This is a genomic window from Gaetbulibacter aestuarii (genome assembly GCF_039537665.1).
GTDB classification, from domain to species: Bacteria; Bacteroidota; Bacteroidia; order Flavobacteriales; family Flavobacteriaceae; genus Gaetbulibacter_A; species Gaetbulibacter_A aestuarii.
This window is the reverse complement of the sequence record NZ_BAABAY010000001.1, coordinates 120,432-136,836: the sequence shown is the minus strand read 5'-3', so window position 1 is coordinate 136,836 and position 16,405 is coordinate 120,432. Positions and strand designations below refer to the sequence as shown.

Genomic DNA, 16,405 nt, shown 5'->3' with positions numbered 1-16,405 from the left:
TATGTTATATTATTTTTTTCCTTTACCTGTTTGAAAATTACACCAGCCTCAAAGCCAACGCCGGAAGGGAGGTTTTGTATTTTAATTTCTTCCATAGCTTAAAATCTTGTAATGTCCCTTGGTATTTTTTTGAAAATGATGTTGTTTTTAGCCATAAAATCCTTTGGTAACAAACAGTTGTCAGCATAAATGATATACTGCTCTCCCTTCGTTTTTATAAGATCCAAAGCATCATAATCTAAGGTGGTCAAACGATCCTTCTCGTAAATGAAATAGAAAGCGGAGTCTTCTTTTTTACCTAAAAAGTAATTTTCAGCATTAGGCTCGATGAATGAAGTACGAGTTTCTGAAAACCAAATGTATTCCCGAATTTTTGGCAAACCAACTTCTTCGTTTAAGTTTTGGTTTTCGTCAAATAGCGGTAAACCGAGTTCGTAGTAGTCAAATGATCCTCCAGTACCTTCCTCTTTTTTGTTACCCTTGCCGTAGCCTTTTATGACACGCTTTACTCTTTCTGCTGTAATGTCGTTGGCGTAATCTTCCATTTCTACCAGGATAAATTTCCGGTTTCCTCCGTCTTGTTTATTAAGATTTAAAACTGCGTGAGCGGTTGTTCCAGAACCTGCGAAAGAGTCTAAGATGATTGAGTTTTTATCAGTTGTCTGCTGAATGATATAAAAAATGAATTCACTCGATTTTGGTGTTTCAAAGACTTTTTTACTGAAAACTTTCTTGAGTTCTAATGTGCCTGCCTCTGCTGAGAATTCTGCTCCGTGCCAAAATGATTTTGGTTTAATTCTTTTCTCAATACCATTTTTGATTAGGTAGTCTTTCTGGAAAACATCATATTCATTTCTTGTTTTTACAAGTTTAGCTTCAACTTCACTTAATCTTTTTAGCAAAGTCTCTTTTCCCCATCGCCAAGTCCCATTTTCACCATTAGATAGTTTAGGTAAAATTTCGATTTCGTCATCTTTTTTTTCTAAACTTAATGAATTATTTTTTTTGGAATAATAAATTGGATAGAATAGGTTAGGTCTATCGATTTCTCTTGCATTACTTCCCCGTTTTCGTAATCCTAAATGTCTATATTTTCCATTTTCATCCTCAAGTTTATAATCTTTGGCATATTCTTCAGGTAATGAAACTCCTTTTGTTTCAAAAGCTCCCTTTTGATAGATTATTAGATTTTCGTGGGCCGTAGCTATATACTTGTCATCACTCCTTCCCTTAAAATTGTTAACCACGGCAACATTGGTGATATAATTTCTAATTCCAAAAATCTCATCACACATCAATTTCAAATTTGCTTGCTCATTATCATCAATCGAAATGAAAATGGCGCCGTCATCTGCCAAAAGTTTGTAAAGCAGTTTTAAACGAGGATACATCATACATAACCACTTATCGTGTCGGGTTAAGTCTTCACCATCCTTTCCTACTACTTCGCCCAACCATTTCTTGATTTTTGGGTGGTTTACATTGTCGTTATATACCCAACTTTCATTACCTGTGTTGTAAGGCGGATCTATGTAGATACACTTTATTTTTCCTTCGTATTCGGGAAGCAGGCTTTTGAGAGCTTCAAGGTTGTCTCCGTGAATTATTCTGTTTCCGCTGTTAGTGGTTTCGGTTTTTTCGCCTTTTTCGACTGAAAATCCGTACTTGTGTTCCAATACCCGGTAAGGTACATCCTGATGGTGGCTTATAACTTTGTCTTTTCCTATCCAGTGGAGTGTTGGCATGCTTTACTTTTTCTTAAATAAAAGTTGATTAATGAGCCACTAAAATAGTCAGTTTATTCTTAAAATCTAAAAGGATGGTATATAAATTGAAAATTTAATATTTCTGGTTTGTTCTGAAAAACGATATCTATTTTTTTGGGTTTTAATTTTGAGATTTATAGATGATATTAAAGGAAGTAAAACAGAATTAACATGAATTCTTTAATTAATTAATTAAAAATAAAATAAGATCATCATTAAAAATAGAAATTAATTTTCATTAATGATGATCTTAACTTTACTCCAACTTGATAAAGATTGGTTACTCTGAATAACAATATTTTTAATTGAAATTCAGGCAATAAAAATATCTTTTAATTGATTTTTGTATTACATCTTTTGTTAGCTATGAACCGTAGAAGATTAACAATTTCCATCACATAAAGTTCCTCCAAAGACCCCACAATCGTATGATTCTTGCTTACATCCATTACCACTGTCGCAATTCCAGGTAGGGCAGCCTAAATCATAATAGCATTCACATGGGGCTGGGTCTCCTTCTTGAGTTAATGGTGTTCGCAACAATTGTGTGTTTGAAGTTTGCGAAACAGTGTCGCTACTTAAATTTCCAATGGTAAAGAACATTTCATAAGCCTGTTTATTTGACCAGCCAAATTTATTTATGCCCTCTAGCACCTTATTATACATTTCCTGGGCTAATTCTTGTGAGAAAGGTTGATCGTAAGAAAGCGTTTTTAATTTATCTGAAAAATATTTTAAATAATTCTTTTCTTCAATAGAAAATCCAGTAGAAGACGATAAGTATTCCATCTTAGACGCCCAGATTTTTTTCTTTTTCTCTGGAGTGAAGTTTCTTAGAATTGCTTTTTGTGTTTTTCTTGAATAGGTAGCAATACTAGCGCGATCATAGGTTTTAAGAATCTCGATGTTTTCAGTAACCCAACTTTCTAAGTTTACCTTTTTAGTAGTACCCTCTTTTTGGATATTAGAATCATTTAAGTTCTTAATATTTGGTGACTGATTTTCTGAGTCACAACCAAAAAAAGTAAGTGATAAAGCAACGGTTAATAATGTTACGGTTTTTCTCATTATATTTATTATTTTAAGATTATACTTACACAAATATAGAATTATTATGGAGTTTTTTCTTACTATTTAAGAGAAAAATACAGTTTAGTCTTATTTTTTTAGAAATAAAAAATTTCAAAATATTACAAAATGAATAATAAATTTTATATATTTGTAAAGCGTACTTTACATTAAAACTTTTAAATTATTTCTTATGTTAAAACTTTTACCAAATCATTTTAAAAAAATAGGTCTATTTGTTGCACCTCTCGGTCTACTGCTTTGGGTTGCCATGCAAAAAGGTCTTATTTCAGATATTACACTTTATTTTGGATTATCTAATTCTACTCCCTTAAATATAATTACTGCCATAGTTGGGCTATTATCTTTTTTATTTGGAATTTATGCAATGGCCTTTTCAAAGGAGAAAATTGAAGATGAAATGATTAAAAATATACGGCTAGAATCTTTTAGAACAGCTGCTTTAATTCAAATAATTTTAATCACCACAGGTTTGATTTTAGTTGGGCTAATGAAAGAACCTCCTAAGGATGCAGGTATGATGCTTTTTTTTATTGCAGCTATTATTATTTTCTGGTTTACATATATTATTCGATTTAATTATATCGTTCATTTCAGAATTTTTAAAAATGATAAATAGTGTAAAATCGAATAGAAAGTTACAAGGAGTTACGCAGGAGGAACTGGCTCAAGCACTTAAGGTTTCAAGACAAACTATTATTTCTATAGAATCTTCCCGGTATATTCCCTCAACCGTATTAGCCATAAAAATCGCGATGTTTTTCAATAAAACTGTTGAGGAAATTTTTGAATTAGAGAGAATTGATTTTGATTAAGTTGATGAAAATTTTTAAGAGAATCTAAAAAGAACATTTTTTTAATTTTTCCGGAGCTTTGGCTTAGCAAAAATGGGTATGGACTATGACGAGAATTTTTTTCAAAACTAGCTTAACACCGATTGTTTTTTTAAATTAGTTCTTTGGTCCCCACATTTATTTTAATTTTTTATCAATTACAGTTTTCATTCCGTAATAATCTATTTCGAAACAAACACGACCTAATAAAATAGCTGGATTAATTCTGTGTTTATTACCAAGAGAGATGATTTTATCATCATCTAATGGTAAGTGATTATCTAGAATATCTTGCCAAATCATTGAGGAAATAAGGGATTCTTGAGCGTAATTGTCAGCTTCTTTTTCGCATTCATCTATTCCTTGTTTTTTTGTAAGGTCCATAAACTTTTTATTTCTGTCATTTTTTAAATGCAAGTCAATATGACCTATTTCGTGCATTACTGTAAAGGCAAAATTGTCAATTCTATTGTGACGTAAAGTCATTGCGATTACAGGGTTTCTATTTGACCAAAATGAGAATCCATCAATAGGCGTCTTTTCTAGCTTATCGATAAATAACATTTTTATTCCGAATTGATTCATTAGAGATTGAACGCGATTAATCGTATCAGAATTCTCATAAAAGAGATTATTTAAGTTGATGCGAAGTTGATTAAGATTGTCAAAATTGAATGTGTTAGCTTTTTGTTTGGTTGCCTCATATTGAGCTAATGAACTCCAAGCAAACATATTCTTGTCATCTATTTTTAACTTTTCTGACTTACGATAATATGCAAATTTGTCTTTAGAAAATGAAGAAACTAAATCATCAACAGTTTCAACGTCATATATTTTTTTTATGGCCTTTATGTCAGTCTCTAATTCATCAATTAAATAATTGTGCTTTTTGAAATATCGAACCGGAACATAATCTTTGATGATGTTCCAAATTTCAATATTTCTCAATTTTTTAATATTTTTTTGTTTCACTCTTGCTTTATCTATCTCATATTGAGATTGAAATTTCATCCAATAATCTGCTGAAATTCCTAAAGCCTTTTCTAACAAAATTGCTATATCAGCCGTAACAGGTCTTTTGCCTTTAATTATTTCATTTAAAAATGAAGGTAGTACCCCAAGTTCTTTCGCTAAAGATCTTTGATTTAAGTTTGGTGTAGCGTCTATCTCATCCTTGATTAATACTCCAGGATGAGTTGCTTGTGCAGGTATTATTGTTGTTTTTTGCGTTGCCATTTTCTTTTTTTTCTACTTGTAATGATTACTTAACTCTACAATTGAGCAAATCGTGATGGTGTCAGGTTCTTCACCTTCTAATGAACTAATAAACTCTATCCGATATTTGCTGTCTACTCGGACGGATTCCAGCCCATTTTTGTCTCCAATTAATTTTTCGTAGTTCAAACTCTTAATTGGATATAGTTCTACCGTGTTTTTTGCAACTCTTAATTTATCTATAGTTTGTATATACTTTTTAACAACACTAGGTTGAAACCTGTGCTTTTTACTTCGAGCTTTTCCATTCTCGTATAATTCCTTTAAGTAATCTTTCTCGAAAGTAACTTCCATTTTGATGGATTATCATAGTGCAAATATACAAATAATACACAAATAAATTCACTTATTTAGTGAACTTTTATTTTTTAAAAATTGCGGGCAACGTTCGTTGCATATTTTGAGACGTTGGACATGAAACTAATTTATTAAATAAAACTAAATCATAGGAAAATTCGGGGAATTTTGGATAAACAGGGAGTAACTAAAAAATTTTAAAAGTTGATTTAGCGCGTTATTTTATTCTAAAACATTCTGGACGATGTTTCATTGATGCTAAATAAATTCTATCGAAATTATTCTCCGTCATACCATAATTCAAAAATTTAGATTTACTGAATTGGGAATAGTTTGAGTATTCTTCTCGTTCTATAATGATTAACAACCAATTATAACGATATGAACATTTAGAGTACTTGCTTAAGTTTATCGATTTTTTTTGAATCAAATTATTAAGTCGTTTAAAATCAAGATCTTTTACCATATAGGCTTTATAGGATTGCCAAAATGAATACTCATGGCTATATTTCGAAATGCTTAATCTCTTCAAGTATTTTGGAAGTCCAAACTCAATGCTCAAGGAGTTATCATCATTAAATTCTTTGGGAACATTCGTGATAATAAATTCGGATAATTTCTTACAGTATGATGAAATCTCTTTTCTTTTAAGATTTATGTGATTTTCAAACACAAAACCCACTGTTATTGGAGGGTTATCTTTTAAATTATATTGATCATATGTCCCCTTAATAATTTCATTTTGTAAAACCTTTTTTGCTTTGATTTTCTCTCCTCCAGAATTGTAATAACGTGTGTGCTCCAAACTGCAAGATGAACCATTATAAATGAATTCAAAATCTGGTGGGTCATTTTCGATCTCTTTCAAATTTTGAATATTATCTTCAAATAAATAATTAAAAAAATATTCTGTTTGTTCTTTTTCGGACACTGTTTTTAATGCTTAATAAATCGGTGTGGTGTCGTTTTTATTCACTTTTCCATTTGTTGTAGATGTCAATAGTATTCCTGTACCTGGAACTTATATCATACTTTTCTTTATAATTATCTACTGCCTCGAAAATAGTGTCTCGATATTCAGTTCGCCAATCTCGGTCTGAAAGATAATCGTGAAGAATACAATAAGAAAGCCTGTCTAGTGAGTTTAAATAATTCTCTTTTGAAACTTCGATTTTATCTATATAAATTTCTAAAAGGTCTTTGTTTAGTTTTGTCTTTGAGTTTTCGAGTTCCAAATTGTATTCTCTTAATTCAAAGTTAGCATTATCAAAACTTTCTTTTCTTTTATTCAATTCACTTTCGAGTTCAAGAACTGTCATTAGTATACTGTTCTTTTGATTTTCCGCAAGTCCTTTTAGCTGAATTTTCACTTGTTTAATTTGATAATATGCAACCCACAAAACTCCACCTGAAATTATTGTTGTTAAAGTACTTGATATAGCGGAAATCCAATCGGTTTCAGTATTCATCTATTCTTTTAGTTTAGCCATTAGTTTTCTCATAATTTCTTGAGCTTTCCCAGCGTTAGAGTGAGTCATTCTATGGTCTTGAGTTTTTGGTACAAAATCATAGTCATTTCCACCCATTTTGAAAAACATCATTATTTCAGTTAGTGAAATTCCTTGTCTTTTCAGAATAGGAACTATTTCATCTAAAATTCGATCAACTTCAGATTCATTTTTTGCGTATTTCAGTTTCTCAAAATATTCTTTCATTTTATTGTTTTGACGTTTGTTTCATTACATTACTGGCAACGGTCTAGACTATGACTGGTTGCGTGGTCTAGCGGTAAACTTTGCAATTAAGCACCAAACTGAAAATTTGCGAGGATTTTCAGAAGTAGGCGAGAACAAGTAATTAATTTTAACCAATTTTGCCATAGTATCTTATAAATAAGTATCTTTCTTTTCATATCTTTTAAGGCTTTCAATGAAATCATCAGCTTTCATTTCTCCTTTTAATATTTTATTCATACTTATTTCCGATTCTTTATCAAACTTACTTGAATTAAAAGGTGATTGATTTGCTGCAATTAGAAAATTATAATCACTTAAAAATCTAACTCTTAATTCAGCTCCAAATGTATCAACAACTTTACCTTTTATGACTTTTGAAGCATCATCATATTCTTCTCTTGTTAGCTTTATTTTATTTTTAAACAATCCATATTCTTCAAAAGAATAACCAAAGGAATCAATATGTCTTTTCATATCTTCCTTTGTTAGTTTGTAAACTCCAGTCTGTTTTTCCCCAGAAGTTTCAACATAGATAAAAGATTTGTAATATGAATTACTAACAAAAACACCAATTCTTTTAATCTTAAACTCTCTAATTCCAATCAATAATTTTGTTCTTGACAGTTTTCTGAATTTGTCAATATACATGGAACTTCCAGCCCTAAACCACCAAATTGGTGTAGATGTTGCACCTTCTCCAATTGGTTCATACATTAATGGCGGTTCAAAGAATTTTTCCAATCTCATTATTGCTTCTTTAGAATTATACCATTTGAAACCTCGTTGACCTGTAAATGCTCCTGCCAGTTTTCCAGAAAAAATTGCGCTTGAGGACATTCCAGTTTTATGAAGTTTTGCTTCCTCCTCATTTTCTGACTCTTCGAGCGATTTTTTAAATTTATTGTAGATAGAATAAATGAAACTCGCTGCAAAGATCCCTAAAATGATTAAAATAGTCCAAAACAGAAAAGTATTTATTTTAGTTTCAGATTTCAAGTATTCGAATACGCTTTTTGCTATTTCCTTTAAAGGAACTTGTTCATATAAACTTTTAATCCAAATGTAGATTGTGGTAAATATAAAGGTTCCAATTCCAATTATGATAAAAGATATAACTTTACTCCAAACGGGGTCTTTCCAATATTTTTCTTTAAAATTTTCGATATTCATTTTTATTATTGCCAACGTTTCGTGTAAGATTTGCTGCGTGTTTAGGTAACCAATTTAGCAAATAAAACTGAACCGTAGGAAAATCCGCAGAATATTCCCGAAAGGCAATAACCAAGGAATTGTTTAAATACGCCTTTCTTGTTTTCAGGTTTTTTAAATCCGATAATAATTGTCAATCCATTCCGAAAATGAGTAAGTTAATCTTTTCAACTGTGACAAAATCGTGGTCCACAAAATAAACAGCAGAACTTTTCTTTTTTCTTTTAGGTCAGAAGTTAAAAACACAAAAGTATTTCCTGTACTATCTGAATCAAAAGGGATTAAATCAGTGGAAAGTTGAGCTGTCCATTCGTTTTGATTGTTATAATTTATTTTCTCCGCCGTCCAAAACCCTTGGACGTCATAAAAAAATCAATTTCGTTTTGGACTGTTATATCCAATATGTCAGGTGTATAGATATTTCCATCCTCGGTTAGGAATAGTTCAAAGTCATTTGGGATATTAATTTTCAATTCCTTTTTTAGTTTTTAAATGTCAGATTCAGATGCTTTTTTCAAATCGTCGTTTTTATCAAATCTTGTTCTGAGTTTATTAAATATCTCTATTTCTATAATATGTGCCGACGGTCATATACAGGACTATTGGGCATAGTTGTTTTATTCATTTGTAACTTTAGAATATTTAGTTTTATAAACTTCAGGTGTGAAATTATCTCGTAAGACTAAAATTTCTAATGTCATGGTTTCAATTGTTAGCGGATATTCAGAGGCACATGGGAGAAAAGTAATCTGGTCGTTATTAATTGAAAAACTTCCGTTATTACAATCTAAGTTGCTGTCTAAACTAACATAGGACCAGTCACTTTTTAGCCAAATATCATAAGGCTCTCCCGAATCATAAGGAGACCATGATTCATTACTACCATCGGAAGAGTAAATTTCCACAATTTTCCATTTTCCAATCAGTTCTTGCGGTACATTATTTTCAGGTTTGTTGTCATTGTTGGAACAGCTAAAGGACAACACTAAACAAAACAGATAAATTAAAGATCTCATTTTCTTTCGATTTTTTAGTCAATAATTATTTTTTGCGTTACAGTTTCATTTTGAACTGTAACTTTAAATATATAGATTCCTTTTTTAAGGCCATTGGTCTTGAAGGAATTGATATTATAAGTTTTTACTTCTATGCCATAGATGTCATATAATTTAGCAGCCTTAATATCCTTGTCCTTAACTTTTTCAGTATTATTTGAACTTGTTTTGGCACAAGGGTCTATTATACTAAAGGTACTGAATTCATTTTCTGTTGTTTTTGATATTCTGTAGCCTACACATGGGTCAGGTTCGGGTGGTGTTATTGTTTTGTAAACATAGGTTGTATCACAAGCACTATTGTTGACCACTTTAATTACTGCGTTGATAGACCAATTAGTGCTGTTACCATGAGCTAAATTTTCGAAACTGTTAATTGCCGAACCCATTACAGGATTCCCTGTTGATGAGATTTTTTCCCATTTAATATAAGTGATATTCTGTTTATGTATAACTGAATTAATACCTGTCAACTCTAAATAGACATAATTAGAATCAGGGTTAAGTAAAACATCAACTTTTGGTTTGCCTATCCAAATTTCCTTGACATATGTTAAACCGTTAACAAGTGCACTAACTGATGCCAATTCATTTACTGACGTGTTAATGGGTTTTACAGTAATACTATTACTGGTTGAGTTTAATATTTGAAGGTTTGATGATGCGTTAAATGATACTGAACCACAAGGCACTGTATAAGTGGTGGTTTCATCACTACAAATAGTAGTTTTCCCTAATAAGGCAGTAGCGGTACAACTACAACTTATTACAGATTGCAAAATAGGGGAATTCAAAATAGCATCCCTCATTCTCAACCCTTGCTGATTGGTAAAATGTTTTAAACAAGTTGGGCTTGTATATGACATTATATTTTCTGTATCTGGATTATACCCGTCATTTTTAGTATAATTACAATTTGAATCTACCCAATAAGGATTAGTATTGTTCCCAGGATTTCTTAATCCTGTATCTGGCGGAGTATCACAAATCAAATCACCTGCATAACTGCAATTGTCGGCAGTTTCAAGTCCGAATTGTGTTTCATGAGTATGATATAGGTTTAGGCAATGTCCCATTTCATGAGACGATACGTTGGTAGTTGCAGCAGAATCCGTTAAGATTAGATTTGTACCTAAAATTTCAGCCCAACCATTAAAATAAGCATTGTCAACAATATAAAAGTTGATTGCACCAGAAATGTTATTTGTTGATATTAAGCTTGCAATTTCAGAGGGAAATGCAATATTATTTAAAGAAGAGTTATTAATAAAATCTTGTCCGATTTTATTGAAAGCAATATTATAATTGCTGAACTGTGAATTTAATTCATTTATTATTACACTTGTTTGGTAAGCTGGTATTCCTCCTGTTCCATTATCTTCTCTAACAATATGAAAATAAACGTTTAAACAAAGTGTTTCCTCGTTAGAACTGTTAGCATAAAGCATCCTTGATAAGGATGTGTAATTTTTGACAGGAGAATTTTTAGTAGTAGCACAGTAATCTTGCCCCAAAATAAAATTAGATGATAAAATTAAAACCAATAGTAGTAATTCTTTTCTCATTCGGATTGTTGTTTTTAAATTATGCCCAACGTATTGCTAAACACAATCGTGTTTGGTTGAATTATAGTTATTATCACTAAATATAGAAAAATTCTTATATCATTTAATGATTTTTACTATTAATTAGATAAAATGCAGAAAATCCAAATTATTTTTTCGTCATTTATTCACCATGCTCCAGCTCCCCAACTTCAACCATGACAAATTTGGCTTCCTTCTTGGTCAGTAGCCTGGTTTTTTTCGCTTTTTCGGTACTGTAGCCTCGAAACATTTTGATTGCTTTATAGATCAATTCGTTTAAATAATCTTCGGCCAAACCATTTAGTCGGCTTTTTAATTCGCCTTTGTGGCAAACGCGTTTAAAATTTTTCATCTGGGATCTAAAAATATTTGTTGACTAGAAGTGATAAGTACGATTATTTTTGGCTTGGGAATTGGAGCTTTAATCTGCTATTTAGGAGGTCTAATGGCTGTAGATATAGCGCCCAAACAGGCATCAGGTGCTGCATTAGGTATTGTTGGAATTATGAGTTATTTAGCGGCAGGTATTCAGGATATTGCAAGTGGCTATCTCATTGAAAATAATAAATCCGTAATAGATGGCGTTACTATGTACAATTTTGATAGTATTTCCGTATTTTGGATATCTTCTGCTGTTATTTCTCTTTTTTTAGCCTTACTTACCTGGAGGAAGACTTAAGAATTAACTAAACATATAAAAATTAAATAATGTTTACAGTAACAAATTCAAACCCATTGTCCTTTCCATAACGAATTATTCGATCTAAAGCTTTCAATTTAGCCTCTGCATTACCAAAATCAAAATCATGCATGAGCACAATAGAACCATTTTGGAGATAATTTTTAAACCTGGCAACCATTTCTTCTTTACTATTTTGTGTGTTGTCCCAATCCAAAGTAGTGATCGACCAAAGCACAGTGGTAACATTTTTATTTTTAAGAAAAGCTATTTGGTCTTCAGTAATTCCTCCAAATGGAGGTCTATAATATTGAGAATTAATACCAAACCTTTTCAGGGCATTAAAAGTTTTAAAAACTTCAGTTTCCCACAATGTTTCATTCCCAAGCTCAGTTCCATTCGCATGATCCCAACTATGATTTGCAATTAAATGGCCTTCTTTTTTAGCTTTTGATACCAGTTCGGGGTGTTTAATTATGTTTTGACCTAGCCAGAAAAATGTAGCTTTGACATTTTCTTTTTCTAAAACATTTAAAATTCTTGTCGAAATTTCGGTTGGTCCGTCATCAAAAGTTAAAGCCACCGTTTTTTTATTTGGATTGCCTCTAACCAAACAGTAGCCTGAACCTGAATTTTCTAATTGTAGAAAACGTTTAGGTATTAATGGTAGGCTATCCATGTTTTTAGTATCAAATACCTTTCCCGTTTTTGTTGATCTTGCCGGTTTATTTGTATTATTTACATAACCTTTAATGTAATTCGTCCATAGTTTATAACCAGCTTCTGAGGGGTGAACGCCATCAACAGCGTATTCTTCTATAATTAAATCATTTTGGTCAGCAAAAATGGAATGAAGATCTATAAGGATACAAAAATCCGGAAGAGATGATTTTATTATGTCATTCGTCTCTTTAATTTTATTTACCAAATACTGGTTGATCGTTGGTAAAATTGTTTGAACATATATCTGTGTTTCGGGAGATTTTGAGTGAATTGTATTTACAATTTCAAAAATATTATCTGAGATATTCTTAGGTGATAAATCAGCGCGAAACATGTCATTAATACCAATCAACAAAAATAGCTTCTCGGGCTTATAATAATAGATCTCTGCTAATCTATTTATGACTCCCTCTGTGACGTCACCTGCAATACCTCTATTTCTAACTTTAGGATTATTAAATCTTTTACTCCAATCGCCTCCTTTTTCTGTGATACTATTTCCTAATAAAACAATATCTCCAAAATGAAGCGGATTTGCCTTAAATTCCTGAATTTTTTCATTGTAATGCTTCCGATCCCATTCCAAATGATGAGGTATGATGATATCAGGGGATGGGTAGAGATAATCCAGGTTTTCAGTGTCTTCCCCTGCCTTATTTTGGGCAGAACAGGAACTCATCACAAACAAACTAAGGAATAAAATGACTATTTTACGCATTACTCAATTTTTGTTTTGTTTTCGATATTTAGTTTGGCCGGTTCTAAACCTTCTCCCTTCGCCGAGATTATTATTGGTTTTTTAAACCTTGTTGTTCTTAAAACAATTGTGGCAATACCAGCCTCAGCTTGTATTGGATTCTTTCCTACTAATTTAGCATCTTCTCCGTCAATTGAAAATGAAATTTGAGAGTTATACCATGGAACTAAAGTGCCATTGTGATCCGTAATTTTTGCATAAACAAAAACCATGTCCGGAAAGTCAGGATTTATTTCCTTTGATGAGAGATCATAACTTAATAAGATTTTAGTAGGGCTTTGCGGTGTTTTAACGCTATATTCGGCCACTTTTTTTCCATTTAAATAGCCTTCAGCCCGCAATGTTCCCGGAATAAATTTTTTAATATGAAAGGTAAACGGCGGGTGCTTTAAGGCATCATTATAAGGGGTTATTTCCGGAGATTTTTTAGTGACCAAAGAATCATTCAAATATAATGCGACCTCTTCACAATTACTGTAGACAGTTAAATCTAAAGGGGATTTTTCGGTCCAGTAACTGGCAATTTTAACCATTGGTCCTGAGTTTAGCTTAGGATTTAATTTCATATTGGCATCACGCTGACTTTGATAGAAGTAGTAGGAAAATTTGGGAATTCTAAAAACATCACTGATTCCGGAACTTTCGATATCATTACTATAGCCGCGATTATAATCGAACATCAACCAGTTGGCATCACCAATAATATTTTTCCCTTTTCGATTTGAATTGGCAGCCTCCTGAAAATTAAATGCCTGTTGCAATAATCGTTCTTCGCCGTGTGCCCGCAATTGCCGGGAGGAGCGTGCTTCTTTTTTTAAATTTGAGAATTGGGTTTGATTGAATCCGGCATTCTGAGCATAATACTCCCAATCACCATATTCGGCAACAAATATTTTCTTATTTCCATTGGCATAGTTATTCCAGTAATTTGGTGGTTTGGCGTGCTGGCGCGCCGGAATAAACAAATCGTAATTGGGATTATCGATCCAACAAGCGCTATAATAATTTCCAAATTTGAGTTCTTCTTTTAAGGCAGACGATGCTTTAGCCATAAAAGCTTTGCTCATACCGGTTTCATTTAATGAGGCTTCCCAAAAAATTACAGAAGGATGATTCCGGTCTCTTCTGGCCATATCCCTGATGTCCTGAATCGCATTTTCCTGAAATTTTTCATTTCCAAAGAATTGCCAACCTGTTAAGCTGTTCATTACCAAAATTCCGAGTTCATCACAGGCTTTCATAAACGCCTCTGCATGCGGATAATGGGACATACGTACAAAATCAAAACCTGCATTTTTAATTTTTACGGCATCCCGGTATTGTGCATCATCTGAAATCGCATAGCCTAAATATGGATATTCCTGATGTTCATTCGTTCCGCGGATAAATAATTTTTTATTATTGAGGTAATAGCCATCATCTCTAATTTCTGATTTTCGGATGCCAATGGTTTCACAGTAGGAATCAATAATTTGATTATTCGAAATAATTTGAACCTCTAATTGATATAAATTCGGCTGAGAAATTGACCATAATTTTGGGTTTTTAACTTGAATTTTCTGAATGATTTCTTTATCGGAATTTGACTTTATCGTAAAGGGTTCTGAGGTAAACTCAAGTTTTTTACCATTCTTATCAGTTAAGAAATAATTTAAAACAACGCTTTTATCCTTTGAGTAATCATTTTTAATATGGGTTTGGATAACCCCTGAGGCATTATCCTTAGATATAGAATCAAAATTAACATAAAGTCCACCACTTCCAGCTTTATTGGCTTCCATAGAATTGGTAATATGTAATTTATCCGTTGTAATTAGGTAGACATTACGGTAAATGCCACCGTAATAATTAAAATCCAATTCGTTTAAAGGTTTTCCCGGAGGAAAATTGGGGTTGTCATCATTGTTTCCTTTTACTCTGATGATATTCTTACCTCTCTTATTCAGATAAGGCGTAATATCAATGATGAAGGGTAAATAGCCTCCTGTGTGAGAGCAAACTTTTTGATCATTGATCCAAATATCGGCCATCTGCATAACGCCTTCGAAATACAAAAAGACCTTTTGGTTTTTTGAAAATGGCGCATTAAATGTTTTTTGATACCAGAAGGTCCCCTGGAATTGGTTATTTACAACCAAAGGTTCAATTTTAGCCGTATGTGGAAGCATAACCTTTTCCCAATCGGTTGGTATACTTTCGGAAATTTTAAACTCCCAATCAGTTCCAAAATTTATTTTGGTTCGGTTTTGAGCCGGTACAGAAAAAATAGAAAGGCAAATGGCACAAACAGCAAAGATTCTAAAAACTGATCTCATGAAATACATTAATTTTTGAAGGCGTCCAACGCCGGTGAAGGTTGTCCATTATCCTGCCAGGCGTTGAGTTGATAGCCACTCCAGCTTTTTGCTCCTTCGGGTTCCCAGTAAACCACGCCCAAACCTCTATTATTTGGAACACTTTTTACGGCTTTTATAACTGCTTTTAACATACCATAGGTGGTTTGTACCTTTTGATAATCTTCACCGACTTCAACAACCATGACGTCTTTGTCATAACGAGACACCATATCTTTAAGGTTATATTCCAGGTCAGCGATATTTTCTGTGTAATCCGTTTTTAACCAAAAGGGGTAATAGGACAAACCTATAATGTCATACTTCACATTATTCGCGGTCGCCTGGTCAAAAAACCATCTGAATCGGGCGTTATTATTTCCTTGATCTATGTGTACGATAACCTGGATATTTTTATCTATCGCTTTGGTCGCTTCATAGCCTTTATTCAGTAATTGCGCTAATTGTCCGAAATTATCTGTACTTCCATCCGGCCAAAGCATGCCTCCGGGTATTTCATTTCCAATTTGTACCCATTCCGGTGTAACTCCTGCTGTTTTTAGAGCAGAAAGGACATCAAAAGTGTGATCATAAACATCATTCTTCAATTCTTCAAAAGTATGATTTACCCAGGCCGCCGGTTTATTTTGTTTGCCGGGATCTGCCCAGGAATCACTATAATGAAAATCGATCATGATTCTCATACCGAGGTTTTGAGCGCGCACGGCCATGGCTACAGTTTCTTCTTTACTGCAGTGTCCCGTTAATTTATCATCAGAGGGATTTACAAAAACTCGAAGACGAATGGTATTGATACCTCTATCTTTCAAAAGTTTCAAACAATCTTTTGGACTGCCATCAGTGTCATAAAAGGTATAACCGGTAGCTTCCATCTGAGACAACCAACCTACGTCGGCTCCTTTAGCAAAGTTGTCATTTACGGGTAAAGGTGCTTCGGGCAGACTTTGATTTTTATCCTGAGCACTGCATGACCCCGCCAGAGCTAGAATGATTATAAGCTTAAATAAAAGTTTTAAACGCATGTGATTATTCCTTTGTAAATTATA

At 32.6% G+C, this 16,405-nt stretch carries 17 protein-coding genes; 3 read left to right on the top strand and 14 right to left on the bottom strand.

Features of this window, described 5'->3' with window-relative positions; translation table 11 throughout:
- Positions 1-98: 98 nt before the first annotated feature.
- The gene (locus tag ABD682_RS00495; RefSeq protein ID WP_344737842.1) at positions 99-1,745 is read right to left on the bottom strand and encodes a site-specific DNA-methyltransferase; all 1,647 of its coding nucleotides are present in this window, start codon (positions 1,743-1,745) and stop codon (positions 99-101) included.
- A gap of 402 nt (positions 1,746-2,147) precedes the next feature.
- Entirely contained in the window at positions 2,148-2,834 is a 687-nt protein-coding gene (locus ABD682_RS00490; RefSeq protein ID WP_344737839.1) for a bacteriocin fulvocin C-related protein, read from the bottom strand.
- 193 nt (positions 2,835-3,027) lie between these two features.
- On the opposite strand from ABD682_RS00490, the gene ABD682_RS00485 reads away from it, so the two are divergent.
- Complete coding sequence (locus ABD682_RS00485) at positions 3,028-3,474, top strand: hypothetical protein (RefSeq protein WP_344737837.1); 447 nt, start codon at positions 3,028-3,030, stop codon at positions 3,472-3,474.
- Positions 3,464-3,670: a helix-turn-helix transcriptional regulator gene (locus ABD682_RS00480; RefSeq protein ID WP_344737835.1), complete on the top strand. Its 207-nt coding sequence runs from the start codon at positions 3,464-3,466 to the stop codon at positions 3,668-3,670. Before ABD682_RS00485 ends, ABD682_RS00480 begins: the two co-directional genes overlap by 11 nt.
- A 156-nt stretch (positions 3,671-3,826) precedes the next feature.
- Here ABD682_RS00480 and ABD682_RS00475 read toward each other — a convergent pair whose 3' ends face one another.
- The 9 genes from ABD682_RS00475 to ABD682_RS00435 form a co-directional block, all read right to left on the bottom strand.
- On the bottom strand, positions 3,827-4,924 hold the full coding sequence (locus ABD682_RS00475; protein ID WP_344737833.1) for a HigA family addiction module antitoxin: 1,098 nt from the start codon (positions 4,922-4,924) through the stop codon (positions 3,827-3,829).
- A 12-nt stretch (positions 4,925-4,936) separates the two neighbouring features.
- A complete protein-coding gene (locus ABD682_RS00470; RefSeq protein WP_344737831.1) occupies positions 4,937-5,257 on the bottom strand; it encodes a type II toxin-antitoxin system RelE/ParE family toxin in 321 nt (106 codons plus the stop codon).
- 220 nt (positions 5,258-5,477) lie between these two features.
- Positions 5,478-6,191: a hypothetical protein gene (locus ABD682_RS00465; RefSeq protein WP_344737829.1), complete on the bottom strand. Its 714-nt coding sequence runs from the start codon at positions 6,189-6,191 to the stop codon at positions 5,478-5,480.
- 37 nt (positions 6,192-6,228) lie between these two features.
- Positions 6,229-6,729, bottom strand: a complete 501-nt coding sequence (locus tag ABD682_RS00460) for a hypothetical protein (RefSeq protein WP_344737827.1) — start codon at positions 6,727-6,729, stop codon at positions 6,229-6,231.
- Positions 6,730-6,975 (bottom strand): hypothetical protein, encoded by a 246-nt coding sequence (locus ABD682_RS00455; RefSeq protein ID WP_344737825.1) that lies wholly within the window; start codon positions 6,973-6,975, stop codon positions 6,730-6,732. It abuts the gene before it with no gap.
- A gap of 171 nt (positions 6,976-7,146) precedes the next feature.
- A complete protein-coding gene (locus tag ABD682_RS00450; RefSeq protein ID WP_344737823.1) occupies positions 7,147-8,181 on the bottom strand; it encodes a hypothetical protein in 1,035 nt (344 codons plus the stop codon).
- A 641-nt stretch (positions 8,182-8,822) separates the two neighbouring features.
- Positions 8,823-9,221 carry a hypothetical protein gene (locus tag ABD682_RS00445; protein WP_344737821.1) on the bottom strand — a complete coding sequence of 133 codons (399 nt, stop codon included), beginning with the start codon at positions 9,219-9,221 and terminating at the stop codon, positions 8,823-8,825.
- A gap of 14 nt (positions 9,222-9,235) precedes the next feature.
- Positions 9,236-10,825, bottom strand: a complete 1,590-nt coding sequence (locus tag ABD682_RS00440; protein WP_344737819.1) for a zinc-dependent metalloprotease — start codon at positions 10,823-10,825, stop codon at positions 9,236-9,238.
- 163 nt (positions 10,826-10,988) lie between these two features.
- Positions 10,989-11,198, bottom strand: coding sequence for a hypothetical protein (locus ABD682_RS00435; RefSeq protein WP_344737817.1), 210 nt, complete (start codon positions 11,196-11,198; stop codon positions 10,989-10,991).
- 93 nt (positions 11,199-11,291) lie between these two features.
- On the opposite strand from ABD682_RS00435, the gene ABD682_RS00430 reads away from it, so the two are divergent.
- On the top strand, positions 11,292-11,525 hold the full coding sequence (locus ABD682_RS00430; protein WP_344737815.1) for a hypothetical protein: 234 nt from the start codon (positions 11,292-11,294) through the stop codon (positions 11,523-11,525).
- Between the two features lie 22 nt (positions 11,526-11,547).
- On the opposite strand, the gene ABD682_RS00425 is transcribed toward ABD682_RS00430, so the two are convergent.
- Genes ABD682_RS00425 through ABD682_RS00415 form a run of 3 tightly spaced genes read right to left on the bottom strand, consistent with a single transcriptional unit; the run spans position 11,548 to position 16,381 of the window.
- Positions 11,548-12,966 carry a polysaccharide deacetylase family protein gene (locus ABD682_RS00425; protein ID WP_344737813.1) on the bottom strand — a complete coding sequence of 473 codons (1,419 nt, stop codon included), beginning with the start codon at positions 12,964-12,966 and terminating at the stop codon, positions 11,548-11,550.
- Complete coding sequence (locus ABD682_RS00420) at positions 12,966-15,320, bottom strand: glycoside hydrolase family 2 TIM barrel-domain containing protein (RefSeq protein ID WP_344737811.1); 2,355 nt, start codon at positions 15,318-15,320, stop codon at positions 12,966-12,968. The genes ABD682_RS00425 and ABD682_RS00420 overlap by 1 nt, the downstream gene beginning before the upstream one ends.
- An 8-nt stretch (positions 15,321-15,328) precedes the next feature.
- Positions 15,329-16,381: a glycoside hydrolase family 53 protein gene (locus ABD682_RS00415; RefSeq protein ID WP_344737809.1), complete on the bottom strand. Its 1,053-nt coding sequence runs from the start codon at positions 16,379-16,381 to the stop codon at positions 15,329-15,331.
- Between the last annotated feature and the right edge of the window lie 24 nt (positions 16,382-16,405).

Bases quoted from the DNA above. Each gene is read 5' to 3' on its own strand.
- ABD682_RS00495 (WP_344737842.1), bottom strand. From the start codon at position 1,745: ATGCCAACACTCCACTGGATAGGAAAAGACAAAGTTATAAGCCACCAT.
- ABD682_RS00490 (WP_344737839.1), bottom strand. From the start codon at position 2,834: ATGAGAAAAACCGTAACATTATTAACCGTTGCTTTATCACTTACTTTT.
- ABD682_RS00485 (WP_344737837.1), top strand. From the start codon at position 3,028: ATGTTAAAACTTTTACCAAATCATTTTAAAAAAATAGGTCTATTTGTT.
- ABD682_RS00480 (WP_344737835.1), top strand. From the start codon at position 3,464: ATGATAAATAGTGTAAAATCGAATAGAAAGTTACAAGGAGTTACGCAG.
- ABD682_RS00475 (WP_344737833.1), bottom strand. From the start codon at position 4,924: ATGGCAACGCAAAAAACAACAATAATACCTGCACAAGCAACTCATCCT.
- ABD682_RS00470 (WP_344737831.1), bottom strand. From the start codon at position 5,257: ATGGAAGTTACTTTCGAGAAAGATTACTTAAAGGAATTATACGAGAAT.
- ABD682_RS00460 (WP_344737827.1), bottom strand. From the start codon at position 6,729: ATGAATACTGAAACCGATTGGATTTCCGCTATATCAAGTACTTTAACA.
- ABD682_RS00455 (WP_344737825.1), bottom strand. From the start codon at position 6,975: ATGAAAGAATATTTTGAGAAACTGAAATACGCAAAAAATGAATCTGAA.
- ABD682_RS00445 (WP_344737821.1), bottom strand. From the start codon at position 9,221: ATGAGATCTTTAATTTATCTGTTTTGTTTAGTGTTGTCCTTTAGCTGT.
- ABD682_RS00440 (WP_344737819.1), bottom strand. From the start codon at position 10,825: ATGAGAAAAGAATTACTACTATTGGTTTTAATTTTATCATCTAATTTT.
- ABD682_RS00435 (WP_344737817.1), bottom strand. From the start codon at position 11,198: ATGAAAAATTTTAAACGCGTTTGCCACAAAGGCGAATTAAAAAGCCGA.
- ABD682_RS00430 (WP_344737815.1), top strand. From the start codon at position 11,292: ATGGCTGTAGATATAGCGCCCAAACAGGCATCAGGTGCTGCATTAGGT.
- ABD682_RS00425 (WP_344737813.1), bottom strand. From the start codon at position 12,966: ATGCGTAAAATAGTCATTTTATTCCTTAGTTTGTTTGTGATGAGTTCC.
- ABD682_RS00420 (WP_344737811.1), bottom strand. From the start codon at position 15,320: ATGAGATCAGTTTTTAGAATCTTTGCTGTTTGTGCCATTTGCCTTTCT.
- ABD682_RS00415 (WP_344737809.1), bottom strand. From the start codon at position 16,381: ATGCGTTTAAAACTTTTATTTAAGCTTATAATCATTCTAGCTCTGGCG.